Raw genomic sequence first — 24,614 nt, 5'->3', positions numbered from 1 at the left:
AATGCGGACTCAATAGTTTAAAACATGGAAAAGCCTCAGGTATTCATTTTGGACGTGGACGGTGTCATGACCACCGGCCAGTTCCTCTATACGGCCGAGGGCAAGGCAATGAAGGTCTTCGGCCCCGACGATAACGATGCGCTGGGGCTGCTGCAGCCCTACATTGAAATCCGCTTTGTCACCGGCGACAAGAAAGGCTTCCCCATCAGCCAGAAGCGCATCGTCGAAGACATGGGCTTCCCGCTCGACCTGGTCAGCACCCACAAACGCATCGACTGGATCGCCGAACGGTATGACGCCGCACGCGTCATTTATATGGGCGATGGGATCTTCGACCATTATGTGATGAAGCAAGTGGCTTACTCCATCGCCCCCGCCAATGCGGATGCGCTGGCGGTGCAGAGCGCAGACTTCGTCACCGCGCGCGCCGGCGGCGATCGCGCCGTGGCCGAGGCGTGCCTGCACCTGATGGAGCGTTATTTCGTCCCGTTCAATCCGGAACGCCGCCCGGACGCGCAAAACCAACAGCTAGGAGATTGGGCTTAAATGATACATCAGCGCCTGGACACTTTTCTGAAGAACAAACGCTGTACCCTGCTGGGCGTGGGACCCATGAGCGTTAATTGCGTGGACGCGGCGATCGAATTGGCTAACCAGCATGAGATCCCGATGATGCTGATCGCCAGCCGGCGCCAGATCGATTCCGAGGAATTCGGCGGCGGCTACGTGAACAACTGGACCACATCGCAGTTTGCGGACTACGTCATCGATCATGATAAAAAAGGCAAGGTTCTGCTGGCGCGGGATCACGGCGGTCCGTGGCAGAACACGCGCGAGAAAGAGCAGGGCTTGAGCTTGCGGCGCGCCATGGACTCCGCGAAATCGTCCTACCTGGCCGACCTGGAAGCCGGCTTCCAGGTGCTGCACATCGATCCCAGCGTCGATATCCACGGCCAGCCCTGTGTGGACGAGGTACTGAACCGCGTGTTCGAGCTGTATGAGTACTGCTGGAGCCAGGCGCAGCGGCTGGGCCAGGAAGTCATCTTCGAAATCGGCACCGAAGAACAGAGCGGCAGCACCAACTCGCAGGAGGAGCTCAACTACACGCTCAATGCGATGCAGCAGTTCTGCAATAAGAACCGCTTGCCGCAGCCGTCCTTCGTGGTGATCCAGGCCGGCACGCGCGTCATGGAAAAGCGCAACGTTGGCTCTTTTGACAGCCCCATCCGCGTTGCAGAAGAAATTCCGGCCGAGATCCAGCTGCCGAAGATGATCGAAATCTGCAATCGCTATGGCATCTTCATGAAGGAACACAACACGGACTACGTGTCCGACGAAGCGCTGCAATGGCATCCGCGCCTGGGTATCCACGCGGCCAACGTGGCACCCGAGTTTGGCGTGGCGGAAACCGTGGCACTGCTGGACGTGATGGAAAAGCAGGGCTGCGGCGCGCAGGCGGACGATTTCCTGCGTCTGTCCTACGACTCGCGCAAATGGGACAAGTGGATGCTCAAGGACACTGCAGCGAGCGACCGCGACCGCGCGGTGATCGCCGGGCACTATGTGTTCGCCACCCCCGAATGCCAGGAAATCAAGGCCACCGCGGCCAGCGTGCTGCGCCGCAAAGGGATAGAACTGGAGGAATATTTGAAGCAGCAAGTCAAGCAGAGCATCCTGCGCTATCTGACCAATTTCCGCCTGGTGGCAGCATGAAGCGCGTCGCCACCATCATCCTCAACCGCAACCTGCCGGAGATCACCAACGCCCTGGTCGACCAGCTGCACCGCTACGACGGCGAGCTGACCGACGTGTTCGTCGTGGAAGCCGGTTCCGACCATGGCCAGCTGGCGCGCGACGTCAGCTGGCACGCGGACTGGCCGGAAGCGCGCCAGCAGGGACTGCGCTATTGCCGCGGCATGAACTTCGGCCTGAGCCAGCTGTGGCGCGAAGGAAAATTCGAGCAGTACGACGCCTTCTTCCTGCTCACCAACGACACCGAATTTCCGCAGCGGCCGGTGGTCGCGCCGCTGATGGCGGTGCTGGACGAGCATCCCCGCGTGGGCATCCTGTCGCCATGCTCGGAGCGCTGGGGCGAGAAGCTGCTGCTGAGCGAGGAAGCGACCAAGTATTTCTGGTTCATCCACAACAACGCCTTGCTGCTGCGGCGCCAGTTCGTCGAAGCCATCATGGACAGCGAGCAGGCCGACGCCATGAGCTTCCTGTTCGACGGCGACAATTTCCGCGGCTACGGCGCGGAGAGCGAATTGATTGCGAAAGCCTACGCCAACGACTGGGCGGCGGCCATCACCACCAAGGTGCTGGCCTCGGAAAACGAAACTCATTTGCTGACCAAGGCCGACCTGATCAAGACCGAAGCCTACGAGGACAATCTGCGCCTGTACGTGGCTGAAGGCCGGCGCTGGATGCGCAAGAAATACGGCTTCAACAGCCGCTGGTCGATGCAGCAGTACGTCAAAGGGTTTTACGACCACTTTTTCGACTTCCATCCCGAATATCAATCCTACAAAATTTAAGGCCAGCCATGCGCGTCATCGACAAGCCCTGGGGTAAAGAAGAAGTCATCGAAATCAACGAACGCTACATGATGAAGAAACTCACCATGTGGCAGGGCCACCGCTGCAGCATGCAGTACCACAACATCAAGCGGGAAACCATCTACGTGCTGAGCGGCGACCTGCGCATCTATGCCGGCCCCACCCAGGACACCGTCGAAGCGCGTATCTACACGGCCGGCGACAGCATCACCATCGAGCCGGGCGTGGTGCACCGCATGGAAGCGGTGACCGACAGCGTCTACCTGGAAGCGAGCACGCCCGAGATGGAGGACGTGGTGCGCCTGTCGGACGACTATCTGCGGGCGCCAGCGTGACGGTGCGGGTTTGCATACCCACTGCGGGCACCGGCTCGCGGCTGGGCGAACTGACGGCCTTCCTGAACAAGTCGCTGGTCAGCATTGCAAACCGGCCCACCTTGTCGCATCAGATCGAGCAATGCCCGCCGGACGCTGAATTCGTCATCGCGCTGGGCCATAAAGGCCCGCTGGTGCGCCATTTCCTGGAGCTGGCCTATCCGGAGCGCACCTTCATCTTCGTGGAAGTGGACCGCTACGAGGGATCCGGCTCCGGTCTGGGCTACAGCCTGTTGCAATGCAAGCCCCACCTGCAGCAGCCGTTTATCTTCCTGTCCTGCGACACGCTGGTCCGCGAGCCGCTGCCCGCGCTGGACGGCAACTGGGTCGCCTACGCCGAGCGCGACGACCTGGCCGCCTACCGCACTCTGCAGGTGGCTGGCGGCCGCGCTGTGGCGCTGTGCGAAAAAGGCGAGGGCCGCCCCGGTACGCACCATCCCTATATCGGCCTGGCCGGCATCGTCGACCATGCGCAGTTCTGGGACGCCATGGAAGCGGGCGCCGGCGCCGCCATCGAGGGCGGCGAAGCGTTCGGCTTGCGGCCGCTGCTGGCGGCCGGCGTCGCCGCCCACGCCTTTACCTGGTTTGACACCGGCAACCCGCCCGCGCTGGAAGCGGCGCGCGCGGCTTATGCCGAAGCGGGCGCGCCCAACATCCTGCCCAAGGCCAACGAGGCGATCTGGTTTGTCGGCCAGCAGGTGGTCAAGTTTTCCGACGACCTGTCCTTCATCGCCAACCGCGTCAAGCGCGCCGCCGAGATCCAGGACTTTGTGCCGCGCCTGACCGGCGTGCGCCCGAATATGTACAGCTACCGCAATGTGCAGGGCGACGTGGTGTCGGAGGCGGTGGACTTGCCGCTGTTCGCGCGCCTGCTCGAGCATTGCAGCGGTTTCTGGCGCGAGGCCGACCTGGACGACGCCGCGCGCGACGCCTTCCAGGCCCAGTGCCGCACCTTCTACCACCGCAAGACGCTGGAGCGGGTGGCGCTGTACTACCGCACCTTCGGCACTGAAGACGGCTGCGAAAGCATCAACGGCGTCGCCATGCCTACCCTGGCCACCCTGCTGCAGCAGGTGGACTGGGACGACCTGGCGCAAGGCCTGCCCGGCCGCTTCCACGGCGATTTCCACTTCGAGAACATCCTGTGGAACGGCGGCCAGCAGGCCTTCACCTTCCTCGACTGGCGCCAGGACTTCGGCGGTTCGCTGACCGTGGGCGATATCTATTACGACCTGGCCAAGCTGCTGCACGGCCTGATCGTCAGCCACGAACTGATCGCCGGCGACCATTACCACAGCGAACGCCGGGACGGCGCCATCCGCTACGACTTCCACCGCAAGCAGATGCTGGTGGCCTGCGAGCGGCATTTCGATCTGTGGCTGGCGCAGCAGGGCTATAGCGTGCGCAAGGTACGCATGCTGACCGCGCTGATTTACCTGAACATCGCCGCCCTGCACCACGACCCGTACAGCCACCTGCTGTATGCGCTGGGCAAGGACATGCTGCACGGCGTGCTGGCACAGCCGGCATAGCGCTTGATGATCAATTAACGTTTTTCCTGGATAGATTATGGCTTTGCTAGAAATAGATACCGATGTGCGCCGCCCCACGCTGCTGTTCGACCAAGTCATCCCGGACCGCCTGCTGCACTCCGAGCGCGTGACCCTGCTGGCCAACAACGAACACGGCGAATTCATCTATATGGTGCTGGGCCAGGACTGGGTGAATCTGAAGGCTGGCGACCGCATCGTGCCGCGCGTGCGGCCGGAAAAATTCGTCGAACTGGTCATGCGCGATCCGGGCAAGACCCGTGTCGGCTTCATCGAGGACGGCCAGTTCGTGTGCGGCGAGTCCGTCACCTTCTCGTCGGACCTGCTGAGCCGCCTGTACGATCCGCTCAAGCTGTACACCAGCTACGTCAAGATGGAGCAGAAGTTCGCCCGCCTGGCCGTGCTCACGCAGACTTACAACGAAGGCGAGATGCTGCTGTACTGGGAGCGCTACTACGGCAAGTTGGTCGGCTACGAGAACCTGTATGTGCTCAACAATGGCAGTACCGATGGCAGCTGCGAGCGCCTGCACCCCAAGACCAACGTCATCAACATGCCCTCCGGCCCGGTCGACCACGAGCATTTCGCCCAATCGCAAAGCCATTTCCAGCGCTTCCTGCTGATGCGCTACGACTGGGTGGTGAAGGTCGACACTGACGAGTTCCTGGTGTGCGAGGGCGACATGGCCGAGACGCTGGCCGCCTTGCCCGGCACCACCTACCGCCCGGAGCATGCGGTGGAGGTGCTGCACGACTGGAAGGCCGAACCGCAATTCGATTTCGACCAGGGCGTGTTCGCGCAGCGCCAGCACTTCATCCGCGGCACCGACTTGCTGCTGCGTCCCATCATCAGTCGCGTGCCGACCACCTGGACCGCCGGCAACCACATGGCCGCCGAGTTCAGCGAGCCGCTGCCGGGATTCTATGTGGTGCACCTGAAGTACTTCGACATTAATTTCTTGTACAGCAAGAATGACAAGTGGTCGCGCATGGAGCCGACCGACAACGAACATACAGTCTGCAAGCAGATCGGCACGCTACAGGGCCTGGGCCAGGACAAGATGGTGGAGTACTCGGGTCAGGAAATCGCCGTGCGGCTGGCCGAAGCCCGCCTGCCCATCCCCGCCTGGCTGGCCGCCAAGCTGTAAACCCACCACAAGGCCCCTTATGGACATGATATTGCGCGACCGCTGCGCGGTCACCGGCGCCGACGACCTCGAGCCGCTATACAAGCATCCCCGTTTCCCCGTCTTCATGGGCTGCGTCGAGCACCCGGAAAGCGAAGACCTGCACGCCGACATGGATTGGTGGATCAGCCGCAGTTCGGGCCTGATCCAGCTGCGCGGCCTGCTGCCGCTGGATGTGCTGTATCCGGCCGCGCACAACGCCGGCGCGGTGGGCGCCCTGTGGGCCCGCCATCACAGCACCTTCGCCCAGTTCGTGCGCCAGTACGCGCCGGCGGCGGTGCTCGAAGTGGGCGGCGCCAGCGGCCTGCTGGCGCGCGCCTACCAGGAGTTCGACACCATCCCGTGGACCATCGTCGAGCCGAACCCGGCGCCGGTCGAGGGCTGCAACGCCACCTATGTGCGTGGCTTCTTCGACGACCGCTTCCGCTTCGACGGCGCAGTCGACACCGTGGTGCATTCCCATCTGTGGGAGCACCTGTACGAACCGGCCAAGTTTATGCGCCACCTGGCGGGCTTCATGCAGCCCGGCCAGCACCTGCTGTTCTCGGTGCCCAACCTGCAAGTCTGGCTGGAACGTCGTTATACCAATTGCATCAATTTTGAGCATACGGTGTTCCTGACCGAGGCCTATGTCCAGCAAATGCTGGCGGAACACGGCTTCGACCTGGTCAAAAAAGAGTATTTCATGCAGGACCACAGCATCTTTTATGCTGCCGTGCGCTCGGTCGGGGCGCCGGCCGCGCCCGCGCTGCCGGCCGCGCTGTATGAGCAGAACAAGCGCAGCTACCTGGACTACGTGGCCTACCACGACGGCCTGATTGCCGAGCTGAACGCCAAAATGCGCGCCAGCGGACGGCCTGTGTATCTGTTCGGTGCCCACATCTTCGCCCAGTCGCTGATCGCCTATGGCCTGGACCAGAGCCACATCGTCAGCCTGCTCGACAACGATGCGAGCAAGCAGGGGAAGCGCCTGTATGGCACCGGACTCATGGTGCAATCGCCAACTGTATTGCGCAGTGAGCAAGCCCCTTGCGTCATCCTGAAAGCTGGCGTGTACAACGCGGAAATCAAGCAGGCGATCCTGCGTGACATAAGTACCAACGTTGAATTTTGGGAGTAGCCCGGAAAGTTATGTTTACTTTACGACAACCGGCTGCTCGCCCCTGAGAAACCGCAAAATGCTGTGAGATCAAGTAGTTAACTGCGGTTTTTTGGCGACGAGGGTGCGCAAAAATCATGCACATGGGCAATTCTTAAGATATACTGATGACTCTGGGAAAGTAATTTTCCCGCTGGCCCCAGGGTTGGCAGGCTGCATCATCGCTGCTCGCCCTGCTGATTGCGGTGAGCAACTTTTTTATTTAATCCGGGAACTTTTTTAGTCGCCTTGAAGTAGGCGGGCAGTAGGAAACAGCAGGGCCGGGAGCCCGCCAAACTGTTGCCCACAGTCTAAAGTTCGTGGATTGCCAGTCGTTAATATGTTGAAGGCTCTTGCCGTGCCGCTCTGATTCGCAAGCTTTATGGTGCGGAAGATTTGAACAGCCGGAGCAATGCTAGACCATGCCGCATGCCAAAAGTGCTGTCCGGCTGCACTGAATATTCCGCTACATAGTAGTTCCAAGGAGAATGGAAATGACCATCGTCACAAGTCTTACCACCAGCCAGGTCATCGCGCTGACCACTACGCAGGTTGCTTCGCTGGCAACGGCAGAGATCGCTGAGCTGAGCACGACTCAGGTTTCGGTGCTGTTGACCTCGCAAATCGGTGCGTTGCAGACGGTACAGATCGCGACGCTGGGCAGCAGCCAGATCCAATCGCTGGGCACGAGCCAGATCATTGCGCTGGAAACGGCTGATGTGGCCGCCCTGAAAACCTCGCAAATCGCCGCGATGGAAACGTCCGACGTGGCCGCGCTGACCACCGGCCAGATCCAGGCCTTCGGCACCGGCGCCGTCTCCGCGCTGGGCACGTCGCAAGTGGTGGCGCTGGGTACCAGCCAGTTCGCCGCGCTGAAGACCGCGCAAGTCGCCGCACTGAGCACGCTGCAGGTTGGCGCGCTGGGCACCAGCCAGATTATCGCTATCGAAACGGCCGACCTGGCCGCCATGAAGACCGCGCAAGTGGCTGCGCTGGGCACCAGCCAGGTTGCCGCGCTGACCACCAGCCAGGTCGTGTCGCTGGGTTCGGCGCAAGTGTCCGCCATGGGTACCAGCCAGATCGTCGCGCTGGGCACCAGCCAGATCATCGCCATTGACACCGCCGACGTTGCTGCCCTGCGCACCACCCAGGTGGCCGCGCTGGAAACGTCCGACGTGCTGGCCCTGACCACCAGCCAGGTGCAAGCGATCACCACCGCCGGCGTCGCCGCGCTGGGCACCAGCCAGATCATCGCCCTGGGCACCAGCCAGGTTGCCGCACTCAAGTCCGGCCAAGTCGCCTCGCTCGGCACCAGCCAGATCGTCGCGCTGGGCACCAGCCAGATCATCGCCATTGAAACCATCGACATCGCTTCCCTGCGCACCGCACAGGTTGCCGCGCTGGAAACGTCCGACCTGGCCGCCTTGGGCACCAGCCAGGTACAGGCCATCAGCACCGGCGGCGTGGCCGCACTGGGCACCAGCCAGATCGTCGCGCTGGGCACCAGCCAGGTTGCCGCGCTGAAGTCCGGCCAGGTTGCCGCGCTGGGCACCAGCCAGGTTGCCGCGCTGGGCACCAGCCAGATCATCGCCATTGAAACCACCGACGTCGCCGCCATGCGCACCGCGCAGCTGGGCGCGCTGGGCACCAGCCAGGTCGCCGCGCTGACCACCGGCCAGGTAGTCTCGCTGGGCACCGCGCAAGTCGCTTCGCTGGGCACCAGCCAGATCGCCGCGCTGGGCACCAGCCAGATCATCGTGCTGGAAACCTCCGACGTCGCCTCGCTGAAGACCGTACAAGTGGCCGCGCTGGAAACATCCGACGTGCTGGCGCTGACCACCAGCCAGGTCCAGGCGATCACCACCGCCGGTGTCGCCGCGCTGGGCACCAGCCAGGTCATCGCGCTGGGCACCAGCCAGATCGTCGCGCTGAAGTCGGGCCAGGTCGCCGCCATGGGCACTAGCCAGATCGTTGCGCTGGGCACCAGCCAGATCATCGCTATCGAAACCACCGACATTGCCGCACTGAAGACCGTGCAAGTGGCCGCGCTGGAAACGTCCGACCTGGTCGCGCTGACCACCAGCCAGGTACAGGCGCTGAGCACCGGCGGCGTGGCGGCGCTGGGCACCAGCCAGATCGTCGCGCTGGGTACCAGCCAGGTTGCCGCGCTGAAGTCCGGCCAAGTTACCGCGCTGGGCACCAGCCAGGTTGCCGCGCTGGGCACCAGCCAGATCATCGCCATTGAAACCACCGACGTCGCCGCCATGCGCACCGCGCAGATCGGCGCGCTGGGCACCAGCCAGGTCGCCGCACTGACCACCGGCCAGGTTGTCTCGCTGGGCACCGCGCAGGTCGCTTCGATGGGCACCAGCCAGATCGTCGCCCTGGGCACCAGCCAGATCATCGCCATCGAAACTGCCGACGTGGCCGCGCTGAAGACCGTGCAAGTGGCCGCGCTGGAAACTTCCGACCTGATCGCGCTGACCACCAGCCAGGTGCAAGCCATCAGCACCGGCGGCGTTGCCGCACTGGGCACTAGCCAGGTTGTCGCGCTGGGCACCAGCCAGGTTGCCGCGCTGAAGTCCGGCCAGGTTGCTTCGCTGACCACCAACCAGGTGGCAGCACTGGGCACCAGCCAGGTCATCGCCATCGAGACCACCGACCTGATCGCCATGAAGACCGCGCAGATCGGCGCGCTGGGCACCAGCCAGGTAGCCGCACTGACCACCGGCCAGGTTGCTTCTCTGAGCTCGGGCCAGGTTGCCTCCATGGGCACCAGCCAGATCGTGGCCCTGGGCACCAGCCAGATCATCGCCATCGAGACCACCGACGTGGCCGCGCTGAAGACCACGCAAGTGGCCGCACTGGAAACGTCCGACCTGATCGCGCTGACCACCACCCAGGTGCAAGCCGTCAGCACCGCCGGCATCGCCGCGCTGGGTACCAGCCAGGTCATCGCGCTGGGCACCAGCCAGGTTGCCGCGCTGAAGTCGGGCCAGGTTACCTCGCTGACGACCAACCAGATCGGCGTGCTGGGGACCAGCCAGATCATCGCGATTGAAACCACCGACGTGGCCGCCATGAAGACGGCGCAAGTGGCCGCGCTGGGCACCAGCCAGGTTGCCGCGCTGGCCACCGGCCAGGTGGTGGCGCTGACCTCCGGCCAGGTGGCCTCGATGGGCACCAGCCAGGTTGTCGCACTGGGTACCAGCCAGATCGTCGTGCTGGAAACCGCCGACGTGGCCGCACTGAAGACCGTGCAAGTGGCCGCGCTGGAAACGTCCGACGTGCTGGCGCTGACCACCGGCCAGGTACAGGCGATCAGCACCGCCGGCGTCGCCGCGCTGGGCACCAGCCAGGTGATCGCGCTGGGCACCAGCCAGGTGGTCGCGCTGAAGTCGGGCCAGGTTGCCGCACTGGGCACCAGCCAGGTTGTCGCACTGGGCACCAGCCAGATCATCGCGATTGAAACCAGCGACGTCGCTTCGCTGCGCACCGCACAAGTGGCCGCGCTGGAAACGTCCGACCTGTCCGCCCTGGTCACCAGCCAGGTGCAGGCGCTGAGCACGGCCGGCATCGCCGCGCTGGGCACCAGCCAGGTCATCGCGCTGGGTACCAGCCAGGTTGCCGCGCTGAAGTCCGGCCAGGTTACCGCGCTGGGCAGCTCGCAGATCGCCGCCCTGGGCACCAGCCAGGTGATCGCGATTGAAACCACCGACCTGTCGGCCATGAAGACGGCGCAGCTCGGCGCGCTGGGCACCAGCCAGGTTGCCGCGCTGACCACTGGCCAGGTTGTTTCGCTGAGCTCTGGCCAGATCGCTGCGCTGGGCACCAGCCAGGTCGTGGCCCTGGGCACCAGCCAGATCATCGTGCTGGAAACGGCCGACGTGGCCGCACTGAAGACCGTGCAAGTGGCCGCGCTGGAAACGTCCGACGTGCTGGCGCTGACCACCGGCCAGGTGCAGGCACTGGGCACCGGCAGCGTTGCTGCCCTGGGCACCAGCCAGGTCATCGCGCTGGGCACCAGCCAGGTTGCCGCGCTGAAGACCGGCCAGGTTGCCGCGCTGGGTTCGAGCCAGCTGGCCGCCCTGGGCACCAGCCAGATCATCGCGCTGGAAACGTCCGACGTGGCCGCGCTGCGCACCAACCAGGTGACCGCGCTGACCACCAGCAGCATGCAGGCGCTGACCACCGGCCAGGTTGAGGCCTTCGGTTCGGCCCAGACCAAGGCGCTGACGTCGAGCCAGGTACAGGCGCTGACCACCAGTCAGATCACGCACCTGAAACATATCGGCACCACGCCGATGGTGCTGGACCTGGACGGCAACGGCGTGCAGACGCTGAACCTGTCGGCCGGCGTGCAGTTCGACCTGAAGGCCGACGGCCAGAAGGTGAACACCGGCTGGGTAGGCGGTGGCGACGGCCTGCTGGTGCTGGACCGCAACGGCGACGGCACCATCAACGACGGCAGCGAGCTGTTCGGCAGTGGCTTCACCAAGGCGGACGGCAGCAAGGCCCGCACCGGTTACGAGGCGATGGCTGAACTGGACGCCAACAAGGACGGCGTGCTTGACAGCAAAGACGCGGCCTACGCCGACCTGCGCGTGTGGGTTGACGCGAACGCCGACGGCGTAAGCCAGGCGGACGAGCTGACGTCGCTGAAGGACCGCGGCATCGCCAGCCTGAACCTGACGGCCGAGAAGGGCACGTTCAACAACAACGGCAACTGGGTGGGTCTGCAGTCGACCTTCACCAGCACCGACGGCAGCACCAGCCAGCTGGCCGACGTCTGGTTCCAGACGGCTCCTGCGGCACCGGCAGCCGATCTGCGCGGCAAGGTCAGCTCGCTGGCCCAGGCCATCGCCGGCTTCGGCACCGCGGACCCGACCGGTACGTCGCCTGCCGGTGGCGGCCTGACGCTGGAGACGCCGCAGTCCGGCGCGTCCAGCCACACGCTGGCCGGTGTCGACCGCATGGTCGCCGCGCTCAAGCAGTTCGATGTGCAAGGGCCGCTGGCAACGGGCGACGCCAAGGAATTGGCGGCGCCAGGCCAGAGCAGCAATGCGCACGGCTTGCCGGGAACGTCCAGCAATGGCTTCCTTGCCATCGGGAAGTGAGCTACACGCTAAGCTGAAGTAAAGCGAAAACGGCGACAGGTCTGACCTGTCGCCGTTTTTGTCTGCGCACCGCAGAATATTGAAAGCCGTACAACAGGGTAATAAGCCCGGTTATTCGTCACATTGATGTAGCAAAGACCGGCTAGAATTGCCTAGCCACAACATTCATACAAAAAATTCCGCCGCTGCCCTAGGAGATTGGACATGACCATCATCACAAGCCTGACCACCAGCCAGATCGTCGCGCTGACGACGACGCAGGTTGCCTCGCTGGCCACGGCGGAGATCGCCGAACTGAGCACCAGCCAGGTGCAAGTACTGAGCACCGGCCAGATCGGCGCGCTGCAAAGCGGCCAAGTCGCCGCGCTGCTGACCTCGTCCATCGGCGCGCTGACCACCAGCCAGGTGGAAGCGCTCAGTTCGACGCACGTCGCCACACTGTCCACCTCGCAAGTGACGGCGCTGGGCACCAGCCAGATCATCGCCATTCAAACCACCGACGTGCAGGCGCTACGCACCGGTGCCGTGGCGGCGCTGGGCACTAGCCAGACCGCTGCGCTGGGCACCAGCCAGGTGGCGGCCCTGCAGTCGGGCCAGGTGGCGGCACTGCGCACCAGCCAGATCCAGGCGCTGGGCACCAGCCAGATCATTGCCATTGAAACCTCGGACGTGGCAGTGCTGAAGACCGTGCAGATCGCCGCGCTGGAAACCTCGGATGTGGCCGCGCTGGCCACCAGCCAGGTGCAGGCCATCAGCACCGGCGGCGTGGCCGCGCTCGGTACCAGCCAGATCGTCGCACTGGGCACCAGCCAGGTTGCCGCGCTGAAGTCGGGCCAGGTCACGGCGCTGGGCACCAGCCAGGTTGCCGCGCTGGGCACCAGCCAGATCATCGCCATTGAAACGACCGACGTGGCCGCCATGAAAACGGCGCAGATCGGCGCGCTGGGCACCAGCCAGGTTGCCGCGCTGACCACCGGCCAGGTGGTCTCGCTGGGCACCGCGCATATCGCCGCGCTGGGCAGCAGCCAGATCGTGGCGCTGGGCACCAGCCAGATCGTCGTGCTGGAAACGGCCGACGTGGCCGCGCTGAAGACTGTGCAAGTGGCCGCGCTGGAAACGTCCGACCTGATCGCGCTGACCACCAGCCAGGTGCAGGCCATCAGCACCGGCGGCATCGCTGCGCTGGGCACCAGCCAGATCATCGCGCTGGGCACCAGCCAGGTCGCTGCGCTCAAGTCCGGCCAGGTTGCCGTGCTGGGTACCAGCCAGATCGTCGCCTTGGGCACCAGCCAGATCATCGCCATTGAAACGGCCGACGTGGCCGCGCTGAAGACCGTGCAAGTGGCCGCGCTGGAAACGTCCGACGTGGCCGCGCTGACCACCAGCCAGGTCCAGGCCATCAGCACCGGCGGCGTCGCCGCGCTGGGCACCAGCCAGGTCGTCGCGCTGGGCACCAGCCAGGTTGCCGCGCTGCAGTCGGGCCAGGTGACCGCGCTGGGTACCAGCCAGGTCGCCGCGCTGGGCACCAGCCAGGTGATCGCGATTGAAACCACTGACGTGGCCGCCATGAAGACCGCGCAGATCGGCGCGCTGGGCACCAGCCAGATTGCCGCGCTGACCGCGGGCCAGGTGGTGGCACTGAAAACGGCGCAAGTAGCCGCCATGGGCAGCAGCCAGATCGTTGCCCTGGGCACCAGCCAGATCATCGTGCTGGAAACGTCCGACGTGGCCGCGCTGAAGACTGTGCAAGTGGCCGCGCTGGAAACGTCCGACCTGATCGCGCTGGGCACCAGCCAGGTGCAGGCCATCAGCACCGGCGGCATCGCCGCGCTGGGCACCAGCCAGATCATCGCGCTGGGCACCAGCCAGGTTGCCGCGCTCAAGTCCGGCCAGGTTGCCGTGCTGGGTACCAGCCAGATCGTGGCCCTGGGCACCAGCCAGATCATCGCTATCGAAACCACCGACGTGGCCGCCATGAAGACAGCGCAAGTGGCCGCGCTGGGCACCAGTCAGGTCGCTGCGCTGGCCACCGGCCAGGTGGTGGCGCTGAGTTCCGGCCAGGTGGGCGCGCTGGGTACCAGCCAGATCGTCGCGCTGGGCACCAGCCAGATCGTTGCCATCGACACCACCGATGTGGCCGCGCTGAAGACCACGCAAGTGGCCGCGCTGGAAACGTCCGACGTACTGGCGCTGACCACCGGCCAGGTACAGGCGATCAGCACCGCCGGCGTGGCCGCACTGGGTACCAGTCAGGTGATCGCGCTGGGCACCAGCGCAGTGGTAGCACTGAAGACCGCGCAAATTGCCGCACTGGGCACCAGCGCCGTCCAGGCCCTGGGCACCAGCCAGATCATCGCGATTGAAACGTCCGATGTGGCCGCGCTGAAGACCGCGCAAGTGGCGGCCCTGGAAACGTCCGATCTGTCCGCGCTGGGCACCAGCCAGGTGCAGTCGCTGAGCACCGCTGGCATCGCTGCTCTGGGTACCAGCCAAGTGATCGCGCTGGGCACCAGCCAGGTTGCCGCGCTGAAGTCCGGCCAGGTTACCGCGCTGGGCAGCAGCCAGATCGCCGCCCTGGGCACCAGCCAGGTGATCGCGATTGAAACGACCGACTTGGCGGCCATGAAGACGGCGCAGATCGGCGCGCTGGGCACCAGCCAGGTTGCCGCGCTGACCACCGGCCAGGTTGTCTCGCTGAGCTCGGGCCAGATCGCCGCGCTGGGCACCAGCCAGGTCGTGGCCCTGGGCACCAGCCAGATCATCGTGCTGGAAACGGCCGACGTGGCCGCACTGAAGACCGTGCAAGTGGCCGCGCTGGAAACGTCCGACGTGCTGGCGCTGACCACCGGCCAGGTGCAGGCACTGGGCACCGGCAGCGTTGCTGCCCTGGGCACCAGCCAGGTCATCGCGCTGGGCACCAGCCAGGTTGCCGCGCTGAAGACCGGCCAGGTTGCCGCGCTGGGTTCGAGCCAGCTGGCCGCCCTGGGCACCAGCCAGATCATCGCGCTGGAAACGTCCGACGTGGCCGCGCTGCGCACCAACCAGGTGACCGCGCTGACCACCAGCAGCATGCAGGCGCTGACCACCGGCCAGGTTGAGGCCTTCGGTTCGGCCCAGACCAAGGCGCTGACGTCGAGCCAGGTACAGGCGCTGACCACCAGTCAGATCACGCACCTGAAACATATCGGCACCACGCCGATGGTGCTGGACCTGGACGGCAACGGCGTGCAGACGCTGAACCTGTCGGCCGGCGTGCAGTTCGACCTGAAGGCCGACGGCCAGAAGGTGAACACCGGCTGGGTAGGCGGCGGCGACGGCCTGCTGGTGCTGGACCGCAACGGCGACGGCACCATCAACGACGGCAGCGAGCTGTTCGGCAGTGGCTTCACCAAGGCGGACGGCAGCAAGGCCCGCACCGGTTACGAGGCGATGGCTGAACTGGACGCCAACAAGGACGGCGTGCTTGACAGCAAAGACGCGGCCTACGCCGACCTGCGCGTGTGGGTTGATGCGAACGCCGACGGCGTAAGCCAGGCGGACGAGCTGACGTCGCTGAAGGACCGCGGCATCGCCAGCCTGAACCTGACGGCCGAGAAGGGCACGTTCAACAACAACGGCAACTGGGTGGGTCTGCAGTCGACCTTCACCAGCACCGACGGCAGCACCAGCCAGCTGGCCGACGTCTGGTTCCAGACGGCTCCTGCGGCACCGGCAGCCGATCTGCGCGGCAAGGTCAGCTCGCTGGCCCAGGCCATCGCCGGCTTCGGCACCGCGGACCCGACCGGTACGGCGCCTGCCGGTGGCGGCCTGACGCTGGAGACGCCGCAGTCCGGCGCGTCCAGCCACACGCTGGCCGGTGTCGACCGCATGGTCGCCGCGCTCAAGCAGTTCGATGCGCAAGGCCCGCTGGCAACGGGCGACGCCAAGGAATTGGCGGCGCCGGGCCAGAGCAGCAATGCGCACGGCTTGCCGGGAACGTCCAGCAATGGCTTCCTTGCCATCGGCAAGTAAGCTTGGCAACCGGGACAGGCGCTCGCCTGTCCCGGTCCCGCAACGGGCGCGCTTGCGCCCGTCGGCCCGGCCCTGCGGCCTGCGGCCCCGCGCTCCTGCCTACGGATTGCGCAGTAAACCGCTTGACTTGCTCGGGCAGCCCAAGGTACTCTTGCTAAATTGCCTATGGGCAATAACTTGCAAGTTCCCTCCTTTCTCTTTCCATACCGCGCCATGACCGACATCACACAACTCAGCACGGCCGACATTGCGGCACTTACTCCCGCTGAAATTGGGGCGTTGACCACGGCGCAGATGGTGCAACTGACCGCTGCCCAGGCCCAGGCCCTGGGCGAGACCCAGCTGCTGGCCCTGAAGAGCACCCAGCTGCGCGCGCTGACCGAGCTTGTAGTGGCCGCGCTGGGCACCACCCAGATCGTCGCGCTGCGCAGTTCGCAAGTGGCCGCGCTGACGCCGGGCCAGACCGCCGCGCTGAGCATAGGCCAGCTGGGCGTGCTGAGTGTGCAGGACGTGGCCGCGCTGGCCACCAGCCAGGTGGCCGCGCTGAGCAGCAGCACGCTGGCCGCGCTGGCCACCGACCAGATCGAAGCGCTGCGCAGCGCCCAGGTGCGTGCGCTCACCGTAGCCCAGTTAGGCGCGCTGCGCAGCAGCCAGTTCCAGACCCTGAGCAGCCAGGACATCGGTGCCCTCACCACGGCCCAGGCCGGCGCACTGGACGCGGCCCGCATGGCGCAATTTTCCAGCGACCAGATCCAGGGCCTGCGCACCAGCAGTATCGCCATGCTCGACAGCAGTGACGTGGCGGCCATCGGCACCAGCCAGATCGCGGCGCTGCGCACCGCCCAGGTGGCCGGCCTGAACGGCGAGCAGCTGCTGGCCCTGACCGACAGCCAGCTGGCCGCGCTGCAGAGCAGCGCCATGGGCGCGCTGAAGAGTTCTCAGGTGGCTGCGCTCGGCTCGCATTTCATCAGTGCGCTGAGCACCTACCAGATCAGTGCGCTGGGCACGCGCGCACTGGCCTCGCTGGGCAGTTCCAGCGTGCAGGCGCTGAGCACCAGCCAGCTGGCCGCGCTGAGCAGCAAGCAGGTCCTGGCCCTGGGCAGCAGCCAGATCGCCGCGCTGGGCAGTTCGGCCTTGTCCGCGCTGAACGACAAGGCGCTGGCCGGCCTGTCCACCTCGGCGCTCGCTTCGCTGTCGACCGCCTTTATCGCCAGTCTCGGCACCAGCCAGGTACAGGGCTTGCGCAGCGGCCAGGTGGCGGCGCTGAGCACGGCCCAGATCGATGCGCTCACCAGCAGCCAGTGGCAGGCACTGGAGACGGCCGACGTGGCGGCGCTGAAGACGGCGCAGATCGCCATGCTCGACAGCGGCGACTTCAACGCCTTGAGCGGCGCCCAGATCGGGGCGCTGCGCACCAGCAGCATGGCGGCGCTGGGCACCTCTGTCATAGCCGCACTGGGCAGCACCCAGCTCGGCGGCCTGCGCAGCTCCCAGGTCGGCGCCTTGCGCACCAGCCAGCTGGTGGCGCTCAGTTCGTCCCAGGTGGCGGCCTTGTCCACCGGCCTGGTGGGCGCGCTGCGCAGTTCCCAGATTGCCGGCCTGACCACGGAGGAAGTGGCGGGCCTGGGCACGGCCCAGATCGGCGCGCTGAAGCCGGCCATGTTCGCCGCGCTGTCGTCATCCAATTTGCTGAGCATGAGCGCCACCCAGCTCGGCGCCATTACCACTTCCCAGCTGGCCGCGCTCAAGCCCGAGCAGCTGGCCGCGCTTGGCTTCCCGCTGCTGGGCACGGCCAATATCGCCTCCCTGCGCACCAGCGTGATCGCCGCGCTCGGCAGCAGCGAGCTGGCCGCGCTGAGCACGGGCCAGATCGAGGCGTTCAGTACCGGCCAGGTCGCCGCGCTGCGCGCCGAGCAGCTGGCCATGCTGAGCACCAGCCAGCTGGCCGTGCTCAGTACCGCCGACTTCGGCGCGCTGCGCAGCGCCCAGGTGGCGGGCTTGTCGGCGTCCCAGCTGGCCCAGGTCGGGGCGGACCGGGTCGGCGCGCTGCGCTCCAGCGCCATTGCGGCGCTGTCGACCTCGGTGATCGCCGCGCTGGGCACGGCCCAGTTCGACGCCTTGCGCACGGCCCAGGTGGCCGCGCTGACCACGGCCCAGATCGCCGCGCTCGGCAGCAGCCAGACCGCCACCTTCGGCACCGCCGACGTGGCGGCGCTGCGCACCAGCCAGCTCGAGGCGCTGGGCAGCAGCGCCATTATCCGCTTTGACGAAACCGTGATCGGCGCGCTGCGCACGGCCGGCATCGCCGCCATGTCCACTGCCGTGATCGGTGCGCTGGGCACCAGCCAGCTGGCTGCGCTGCGCACGGCCCAGGTGGCGGCGCTGCGCAGCAGCCAGCTCGCCGTGCTGGGCACGACCCAGATCGCCGCCATGGAAACCAGCGACGTCGCAGCGCTGCGTACCGCGCAAGTGGCGGCGCTGGGCAGCTCCCAGGTCGGCGCCCTGCTCACTGGGCAGGTAGCCGCGCTGAGCGCCGGCGCCATCCGCGCGCTGGACGCCGAAGACGTGGCCGGCCTGAATGCCGCCCAGCTGGGTGCGCTGCGCACCGCGCAGGTGGCGGCGCTGGGCACCAGCCAGATCGCCGCGCTCAGCAGCAGCCAGCTGGCGCAGTTGTCCACGGCCGCCATCGAAGCGCTGCGCACGGCGCAGCTGGCAGCATTGGGCACGGCCTACATCGCCTCGCTCGGCACCACCCAGGTGAGCGCGCTCAAGCCGTCCACGCTGGCCGCGCTGAGCCTGGAGAGCATCGTGCTGCTGAGCACCGCGCAGGCCGCAGCGCTGACCACGGCCCAGACGGCCGCGCTGCGCAGCAGCCAGATTGCCGCGCTGGAAACGTCCGACCTGGCCGCGCTGGCTCCGGCCTCGTTCGGCACGCTGAGCAGCGCCGGCATCCACGCCCTGGGCACCAGCGCGATCGCCGCCCTCAGCACGGCCCAGCTGGACGCGATGACGTCGCGCCAGGCCAGGGGGCTGACGTCGGAGCAGATCGCGGCGCTGAGCACGACCCAGATTTCGCATGTGCAGTACATCGGCGCCACGCCGATGGTGCTGGACCTGGACGGCAACGGCGTGCAGACGCTGAACCTGTCGGCCGGCGTGCAGTTCGACCTGAAGGCCGACGGCCAGAAAGTCAACACCGGCTGGGTAGGCGGCGGCGACGGCCTGCTGGTCCTGGACCGCAACGGCGACGGCACCATCAACGACGGCAGCGAGCTGTTCGGCAGTGGCTTCACCAAGGCGGACGGCAGCAAGGCCCGCACCGGTTACGAGGCGATGGCTGAACTGGACGCCAACAAGGACGGCGTGCTCGACAGCAAAGACGCGGCCTACGCCGACCTGCGCGTGTGGGTTGACGCGAACGCCGACGGCGTAAGCCAGGCGGACGAACTGACGTCGCTGAAGGAGCGCGGCATCGCCAGCCTGAACCTGACGGCCGGGAAGGGCACGTTCAACAACAACGGCAACTGGGTGGGTCTGCAGTCGACCTTCACCAGCACCGACGGTAGCACCAGCCAGTTGGCCGACGTCTGGTTCCGGACCGCGCCTGCCGGCGCTGCCGCACCGGCAGCCGACCTGCGCGGCAAGGTCAGCTCGCTGGCCCAGTCCATCGCCGGCTTCGGTACGGCGGACGCGACAGGCGGCGCGCGCGGCACGGGCGGCCTGAGCTCGGAGGCGCCGCAGCCCGGCGCCGCTGCGGCTAGCCATACGCTAGCCGGCGTCGACCGCCTGGTCGCCGCGCTCAGGCAGTTCGATGCGCAAGGCGCCCAGGCTGCAGGCGACGGCCGCCAGTTGGCGGCGCCCGGCCAGGGCAGTACGGCGCCCGGCCTACCGGGCACGGCGGGCTGGCTGGCGGCGTCCAAATAGCCCGCGCCGGCTCCGGGCTGTGCCATTGCAGCGACAATGTGACGGCCCAGTACGCAATTGATGCAATTGGCCGCGCGGGCGGGGTAAAATCTGCCCTGCGCGCGCCCTTGCCGCGCCCGGGCCGTCCGTTGAAAGGTTGCGCAAGATGTATCCACCCCTAGTCTGACTCGATGCAAGCCAAATTTCCCCATACTGTCGTACAGTGCCTGACCGCCATTGCTCAGCACCATGGCTTACAAATCAACCCGGAACGCGTGATCGACGACTATGCGCTCGGCGCCGAGGAACCGCGCGGCGCGCTGCTGGTGCGCATGGCCTCGGAACTGGGCATGAAGGCCAAGATCCGCACGCTGGACTGGGACAGCCTGCTGGCCCAGGGCGGTGTGTTCCCGCTGATGGCGCGCCTGAACAACGGCAACGCCGTGATCGTGGTCGGCGCGCGCGCCGACGGCGACGGCAAGGTCGCGCTGCTCGATCCGCTGGAAGAGGGCGCCGGCGTGCTGCTGCTCGACCGCGAGCAGTTCTGCAGCCGCTGGGAGGGCGAGGTGCTGCTGGTCAAACGCCACCACGCGCTGACCGATGCCAACCAGCCCTTCGGCCTGCGCTGGTTCATTCCCGAGATCCTGAAGCAGAAAGCGGCCTTCCGCGACATCGCCATCGCCGCCATCGCCATGCACTTGCTGGCGCTGGCCACGCCGGTGTTCTTCCAGCTGGTGATCGACAAGGTGCTGGTGCACCAGAGCGCCTCCACGCTGAGCGTGCTGGGCGTGGGCATCGTCATCGCGCTGCTGTTCGACGCGCTGTTCGGCTATCTGCGCCAGATCCTCACGCTGGCGGCCACCAACAAGATCGACATGCGGCTCACGCGGCGCACCTTCGGCCATCTGCTGTCGCTGCCGATCGACTATTTCGAGACCACCACGGCCGGCGTCATCACGCGCCACATGCAGCAGCTTGAAAAAATCCGCGGCTTCCTCACCGGGCGCCTGTTCTTCACCGGCCTGGATGCGACCGCGCTGATCATCTTCCTGCCCATCCTGTTCACCTATTCGGTCAAGCTGGCCATGATCACGCTGGCTTTCACGCTGCTGATCGGCACCGTCGTGGCCACCATGGTGCCGACCTTCCAGCGCCGCCTGCAGGCGCTGTATTCGGCCGAGGGCGCGCGCCAGGCCATGCTGGTGGAAACCGTGCACGGCATGCGCACCGTCAAGGCGCTGGCCCTGGAGCCGGCCCAGCGCAAGGAATGGGACCAGCGCTCGGCGCAATCGATCGCCATGCACTTCCGCGTCGGCCAGATTTCCATCACCGGCAACGCCATCACCGACTTCCTCGGTAAATTGCTGCCGGTGGTGATCGTGGTGATCGGCGCCGGCGACGTGTTCGACCAGACCCTGACGGTGGGCGCGCTGATCGCCTTCCAGATGATCACCGGCCGCGTGGTGTCGCCGCTGATCAGCATCGTCGGCCTGGTCAACGAATACCAGGAGACCGCGCTGTCGGTGAAAATGCTGGGCGAGGTGATGAACCGCGCGCCCGAGGGCCGCACCGGTTCGGGCGGTCTGCGTCCGCAGTTCGGCGGCAGCATCACCTTCGACCAGGTCACCTTCCGCTACCCGGGCGCGGCCAACACCGCGCTGGACCGCGCCACCTTCACCATCCAGCCCGGCACCGTGGTCGGCATCGTCGGCCGCAGCGGCTCCGGCAAAACCACCTTGACCAAGCTGATCCAGGGTTTGTACCCGGTGCAGGAAGGCATCATCCGCTTCGACTCGGTGGACGCGCGCGAAATCGACCTGTCGCACCTGCGGCGCCAGATCGGCGTGGTGCTGCAGGAGAACTTCCTGTTCCGCGGCTCGGTGCGCGACAATATCGCCGCCGCCAAGGCGGATGCCACCTTCGAGGAAATTGTCGAAGCGGCCGCGGCGGCGGGCGCCGACGAATTCATCGAGCGCATGCCGCAGGGTTACGATACTTTATTGGAAGAAAATGCCAGCAACCTGTCCGGCGGCCAGAAGCAGCGCCTGTCGATCGCGCGCGCCCTGCTGACCAAGCCGCGCATCCTGGTGCTCGATGAAGCGGCCAGCGCACTGGACCCGGAAAGCGAGGCGATCTTCATCAACAACCTGTCGCGCATCGCGGTCGGCCGTACGGTCATCATGATCTCGCACCGCCTGTCCACCCTGGTCAACGCCGACGCCATCCTCGTCATGCAGCGCGGCAGCCTGATGGACAGCGGCCGCCACGAAGAACTGCTGCAGCGCAGCGAAACCTATCAGCACCTATGGAACCAGCAAACAAGCCACCTGTAAACGCCAAGCCGGCCGCCAAGCAGGCCGGCAAGGAAGTCGAATTCCTGCCGGACGCCGACGAGATCGAGCTGCGCCCGCTGCCGGCCTTCGCCCGCATCACGCTGCCCGTGCTGGCGCTGGCGCTGACCGCCTTCGTGGTCTGGGCCAGCCTGTCCGAACTGGAGCAGGTGGTGGTGGCGCGTGGCCGCCTGATCAACCCGCTGCCCAACATCGTCGTGCAGCCGCTGGAAACGTCCATCGTGCAGAAGATCGAAGTGCGGGTCGGCCAGGTGGTACGCAAGGGCGAACGCCTGGCCACGCTGGACCCGACCTTCGTGCAGGCCGACGAGGACCAGCTGCGCTCCAAGCTGCGCAGCCTGACCACGCAAAGCGACGCGCTGGCGCAGGAACTGTCCGGCAAGGCCGCCACGCCGGCGGCGGGCGGCAGCGACGCCGACGGCCGCCTGCAGGCCAACCTGGCCAGCGAACGGCGCGCCAATTTCCAGGCCCAGCTCAAGCGCATGGAAGAGAACATCGCGCGCCTGCAGGCGTCCGCCGAGACCAACCGCCACGACCAGGAAGTGCTGGCCGCGCGCCTGAAGTCGGTGCGTGAAATGGAAACCATGCAGGAAAAACTGGTGGCGCAGCAGTACGGCGCCCGCATGCAGCTGCTGGCGGCGCAGGACAAGCGCCTGGAAGTGGAGCGCGACCAGCTGCTGACCAAGAACAAGGCGCTGGAAATCCAGCGCGAACTGGCCTCGCTGCAAGCCGAGAAGGCCGCCTTCGACCGCAGCTGGCGCCAGAAGGCCATGGAAGACATGCTGGTCATTTCGCGTGAGCGCAGCGACGTGCAGGAACAGCTGCAGAAGGCCGACAAGCGCCACCAGCTGGTCAGCCTGGTGGCCCCGGCCGACGGTGTGGTGCTGGAGATCGCCAAGCTGTCGAGCGGCTCCATTGTGCGCGAAGCGGAAGCCTTCTTCACGCTGGTGCCCTTGTCGGCTCAGCTGGAAGCCGAAGTGCAGATCGACGCGCTGGACGTGGGCTACATGAAGCCGGGCGACCTGGTGCATGTGAAGGTGGACGCTTTCCCCTTCCAGCGCCACGGCGATATCTCGGCCAAGGTGCGTACCATCAGCCAGGATGCCTTCCGGCGCGACTCGGCGCAGGCCCAGGGCCTGGACGCCTACTACCTGGGCCGTATTGCGCTCGGCGACAAGCCGCTGCGCGCCATGCCGGCGCACGCCCGCTTGCTGCCCGGCATGACTTTGTCGGCCGAGATCGTGGTTGGCAAGCGCACCGTGCTGTCCTATCTGTTGTGGCCGTTGACCAAGGCAGTCAGCGAATCGGCGCGGGAACCGTAAGCGCCTTTTGTTGCCGCGCAGTTGTTGATGCGCGGCATACTGTGCATAATAACGGAGCCGCGCCCGGCCCGCTCCACCCTCTATGGAACACGACATGCTGAACAATAAAACCATCCTCATCACCGGCGGCACCGGCTCGTTCGGCAAGCAATTCGTCAAGACCATCCTGGCGCGCTACCAGCCGAAAAAGGTCATCATTTATTCGCGCGACGAGCTCAAGCAGTATGAGATGGCGCAGACCTACAATGCGCCGCAGATGCGCTACTTCATCGGCGACGTGCGCGACCAGCCGCGTCTGCTGCAAGCCATGGACGGCGTCGACGTGGTGATCCACGCGGCCGCGCTCAAGCACGTGCCGGTGGCCGAGTACAACCCGATGGAGTGCATCAAGACCAATATCTACGGCGCCGAGAACGTCATCCACGCCTCCATTGCGGCCGGCGTCGAGCACGTCATCGCGCTGTCGACCGACAAGGCGGCCAACCCGATCAACCTGTACGGCGCCACCAAGCTGGCCTCCGACAAGCTGTTCGTGGCCGCCAACAACATGGTGGGCAGCCGCAACACGCGCTTCTCCGTTGTGCGTTATGGCAATGTGATCAACTCGCGCGGCTCGGTGATCCCCTTCTTCAAGAACCTGCTCGACAACGGCGCGACCGAACTGCCGATCACCGACGCGCGCATGACGCGCTTCTGGATCACGCTGCAGCAGGGCGTGGACTTCGTGATCAAGAACTTCGAGCGCATGCACGGCGGCGAGATCTTCATCCCGAAAATCCCGTCGGCCACGGTCACCACGCTGGCCCAGTGCATGGCGCCCAACCTGCCGCAGAAAATCGTCGGCATCCGTCCCGGCGAGAAGCTGCACGAGATCATGTGCCCGTTCGACGACTCGCACCTGACGCTGGAATTCCACGACCACTTCGTGATCCAGCCGTCCATCGTGTTCAACAACCGCGCCAACTACCGCCTGAACAACCTGGGCGAGACCGGTACCCCGGTGCCGGACGGCTTCGAGTACAACTCCGGCACCAACCCGGACGTGCTGGATGTCGAGGGCTTGCGCGCGCTGGTGGCGCTCAGCGAGCGCACCGGCTACTGATCCAC

At 65.9% G+C, this 24,614-nt stretch carries 13 protein-coding genes; all 13 read left to right on the top strand.

Annotation, left to right across the window (positions count from 1 at the left end; translation table 11 throughout):
• The first annotated feature begins 24 nt into the window (after window positions 1-24).
• The 13 genes from ACFJI2_RS25840 to pseB all read left to right on the top strand — a co-directional run bounded on the left by ACFJI2_RS25840 (window position 25) and on the right by pseB (window position 24,609).
• A complete protein-coding gene (locus tag ACFJI2_RS25840) occupies window positions 25-546 on the top strand; it encodes a hypothetical protein (protein ID WP_377702483.1) in 522 nt (173 codons plus the stop codon).
• Between the two features lie 66 nt (window positions 547-612).
• Window positions 613-1,713, top strand: coding sequence for a class II D-tagatose-bisphosphate aldolase non-catalytic subunit (locus ACFJI2_RS25835; protein ID WP_377702482.1), 1,101 nt, complete (start codon window positions 613-615; stop codon window positions 1,711-1,713).
• The gene (locus ACFJI2_RS25830; protein ID WP_377702481.1) at window positions 1,710-2,534 is read left to right on the top strand and encodes a hypothetical protein; all 825 of its coding nucleotides are present in this window, start codon (window positions 1,710-1,712) and stop codon (window positions 2,532-2,534) included. Before ACFJI2_RS25835 ends, ACFJI2_RS25830 begins: the two co-directional genes overlap by 4 nt.
• A gap of 8 nt (window positions 2,535-2,542) precedes the next feature.
• A complete protein-coding gene (locus tag ACFJI2_RS25825) occupies window positions 2,543-2,890 on the top strand; it encodes a cupin domain-containing protein (RefSeq protein WP_377702480.1) in 348 nt (115 codons plus the stop codon).
• Window positions 2,887-4,461 carry a phosphotransferase gene (locus ACFJI2_RS25820; protein ID WP_377702479.1) on the top strand — a complete coding sequence of 525 codons (1,575 nt, stop codon included), beginning with the start codon at window positions 2,887-2,889 and terminating at the stop codon, window positions 4,459-4,461. The genes ACFJI2_RS25825 and ACFJI2_RS25820 overlap by 4 nt, the downstream gene beginning before the upstream one ends.
• Window positions 4,462-4,498: 37 nt before the next feature.
• On the top strand, window positions 4,499-5,626 hold the full coding sequence (locus tag ACFJI2_RS25815) for a glycosyltransferase family 2 protein (protein ID WP_377702478.1): 1,128 nt from the start codon (window positions 4,499-4,501) through the stop codon (window positions 5,624-5,626).
• 19 nt (window positions 5,627-5,645) lie between these two features.
• A complete protein-coding gene (locus ACFJI2_RS25810) occupies window positions 5,646-6,785 on the top strand; it encodes a class I SAM-dependent methyltransferase (RefSeq protein ID WP_377702477.1) in 1,140 nt (379 codons plus the stop codon).
• A gap of 512 nt (window positions 6,786-7,297) precedes the next feature.
• A complete protein-coding gene (locus ACFJI2_RS25805) occupies window positions 7,298-11,920 on the top strand; it encodes a beta strand repeat-containing protein (protein WP_377702476.1) in 4,623 nt (1,540 codons plus the stop codon).
• Between the two features lie 204 nt (window positions 11,921-12,124).
• Entirely contained in the window at window positions 12,125-15,931 is a 3,807-nt protein-coding gene (locus ACFJI2_RS25800; protein ID WP_377702475.1) for a beta strand repeat-containing protein, read from the top strand.
• Window positions 15,932-16,144: 213 nt separating this feature from the next.
• Window positions 16,145-19,855, top strand: a complete 3,711-nt coding sequence (locus tag ACFJI2_RS25795; protein ID WP_377702474.1) for a beta strand repeat-containing protein — start codon at window positions 16,145-16,147, stop codon at window positions 19,853-19,855.
• 170 nt (window positions 19,856-20,025) lie between these two features.
• Window positions 20,026-22,167, top strand: a complete 2,142-nt coding sequence (locus tag ACFJI2_RS25790; protein ID WP_377702473.1) for a peptidase domain-containing ABC transporter — start codon at window positions 20,026-20,028, stop codon at window positions 22,165-22,167.
• Complete coding sequence (locus ACFJI2_RS25785) at window positions 22,140-23,507, top strand: HlyD family type I secretion periplasmic adaptor subunit (RefSeq protein WP_377702472.1); 1,368 nt, start codon at window positions 22,140-22,142, stop codon at window positions 23,505-23,507. The genes ACFJI2_RS25790 and ACFJI2_RS25785 overlap by 28 nt, the downstream gene beginning before the upstream one ends.
• Before the next feature lie 94 nt (window positions 23,508-23,601).
• Complete coding sequence (gene pseB / locus ACFJI2_RS25780; RefSeq protein ID WP_377702471.1) at window positions 23,602-24,609, top strand: UDP-N-acetylglucosamine 4,6-dehydratase (inverting); 1,008 nt, start codon at window positions 23,602-23,604, stop codon at window positions 24,607-24,609.
• The last annotated feature ends 5 nt before the right edge of the window (window positions 24,610-24,614 follow it).

The organism is Pseudoduganella sp. UC29_71, assembly GCF_042693265.1.
In the GTDB taxonomy this organism is placed as follows: domain Bacteria; phylum Pseudomonadota; class Gammaproteobacteria; order Burkholderiales; family Burkholderiaceae_D; genus Rugamonas.
Note: the sequence above shows the minus strand (reverse complement) of the source record. Positions and strands in the feature narration are given on the sequence as shown.

Coding starts and splice junctions, on each gene's coding strand:
- ACFJI2_RS25840 (WP_377702483.1), top strand. CDS start 25: ATGGAAAAGCCTCAGGTATTCATTTTGGACGTGGACGGTGTCATGACC.
- ACFJI2_RS25835 (WP_377702482.1), top strand. CDS start 613: ATGAGCGTTAATTGCGTGGACGCGGCGATCGAATTGGCTAACCAGCAT.
- ACFJI2_RS25830 (WP_377702481.1), top strand. CDS start 1,710: ATGAAGCGCGTCGCCACCATCATCCTCAACCGCAACCTGCCGGAGATC.
- ACFJI2_RS25825 (WP_377702480.1), top strand. CDS start 2,543: ATGCGCGTCATCGACAAGCCCTGGGGTAAAGAAGAAGTCATCGAAATC.
- ACFJI2_RS25815 (WP_377702478.1), top strand. CDS start 4,499: ATGGCTTTGCTAGAAATAGATACCGATGTGCGCCGCCCCACGCTGCTG.
- ACFJI2_RS25810 (WP_377702477.1), top strand. CDS start 5,646: ATGGACATGATATTGCGCGACCGCTGCGCGGTCACCGGCGCCGACGAC.
- ACFJI2_RS25805 (WP_377702476.1), top strand. CDS start 7,298: ATGACCATCGTCACAAGTCTTACCACCAGCCAGGTCATCGCGCTGACC.
- ACFJI2_RS25800 (WP_377702475.1), top strand. CDS start 12,125: ATGACCATCATCACAAGCCTGACCACCAGCCAGATCGTCGCGCTGACG.
- ACFJI2_RS25795 (WP_377702474.1), top strand. CDS start 16,145: ATGACCGACATCACACAACTCAGCACGGCCGACATTGCGGCACTTACT.
- ACFJI2_RS25790 (WP_377702473.1), top strand. CDS start 20,026: ATGCAAGCCAAATTTCCCCATACTGTCGTACAGTGCCTGACCGCCATT.
- ACFJI2_RS25785 (WP_377702472.1), top strand. CDS start 22,140: ATGGAACCAGCAAACAAGCCACCTGTAAACGCCAAGCCGGCCGCCAAG.
- pseB (WP_377702471.1), top strand. CDS start 23,602: ATGCTGAACAATAAAACCATCCTCATCACCGGCGGCACCGGCTCGTTC.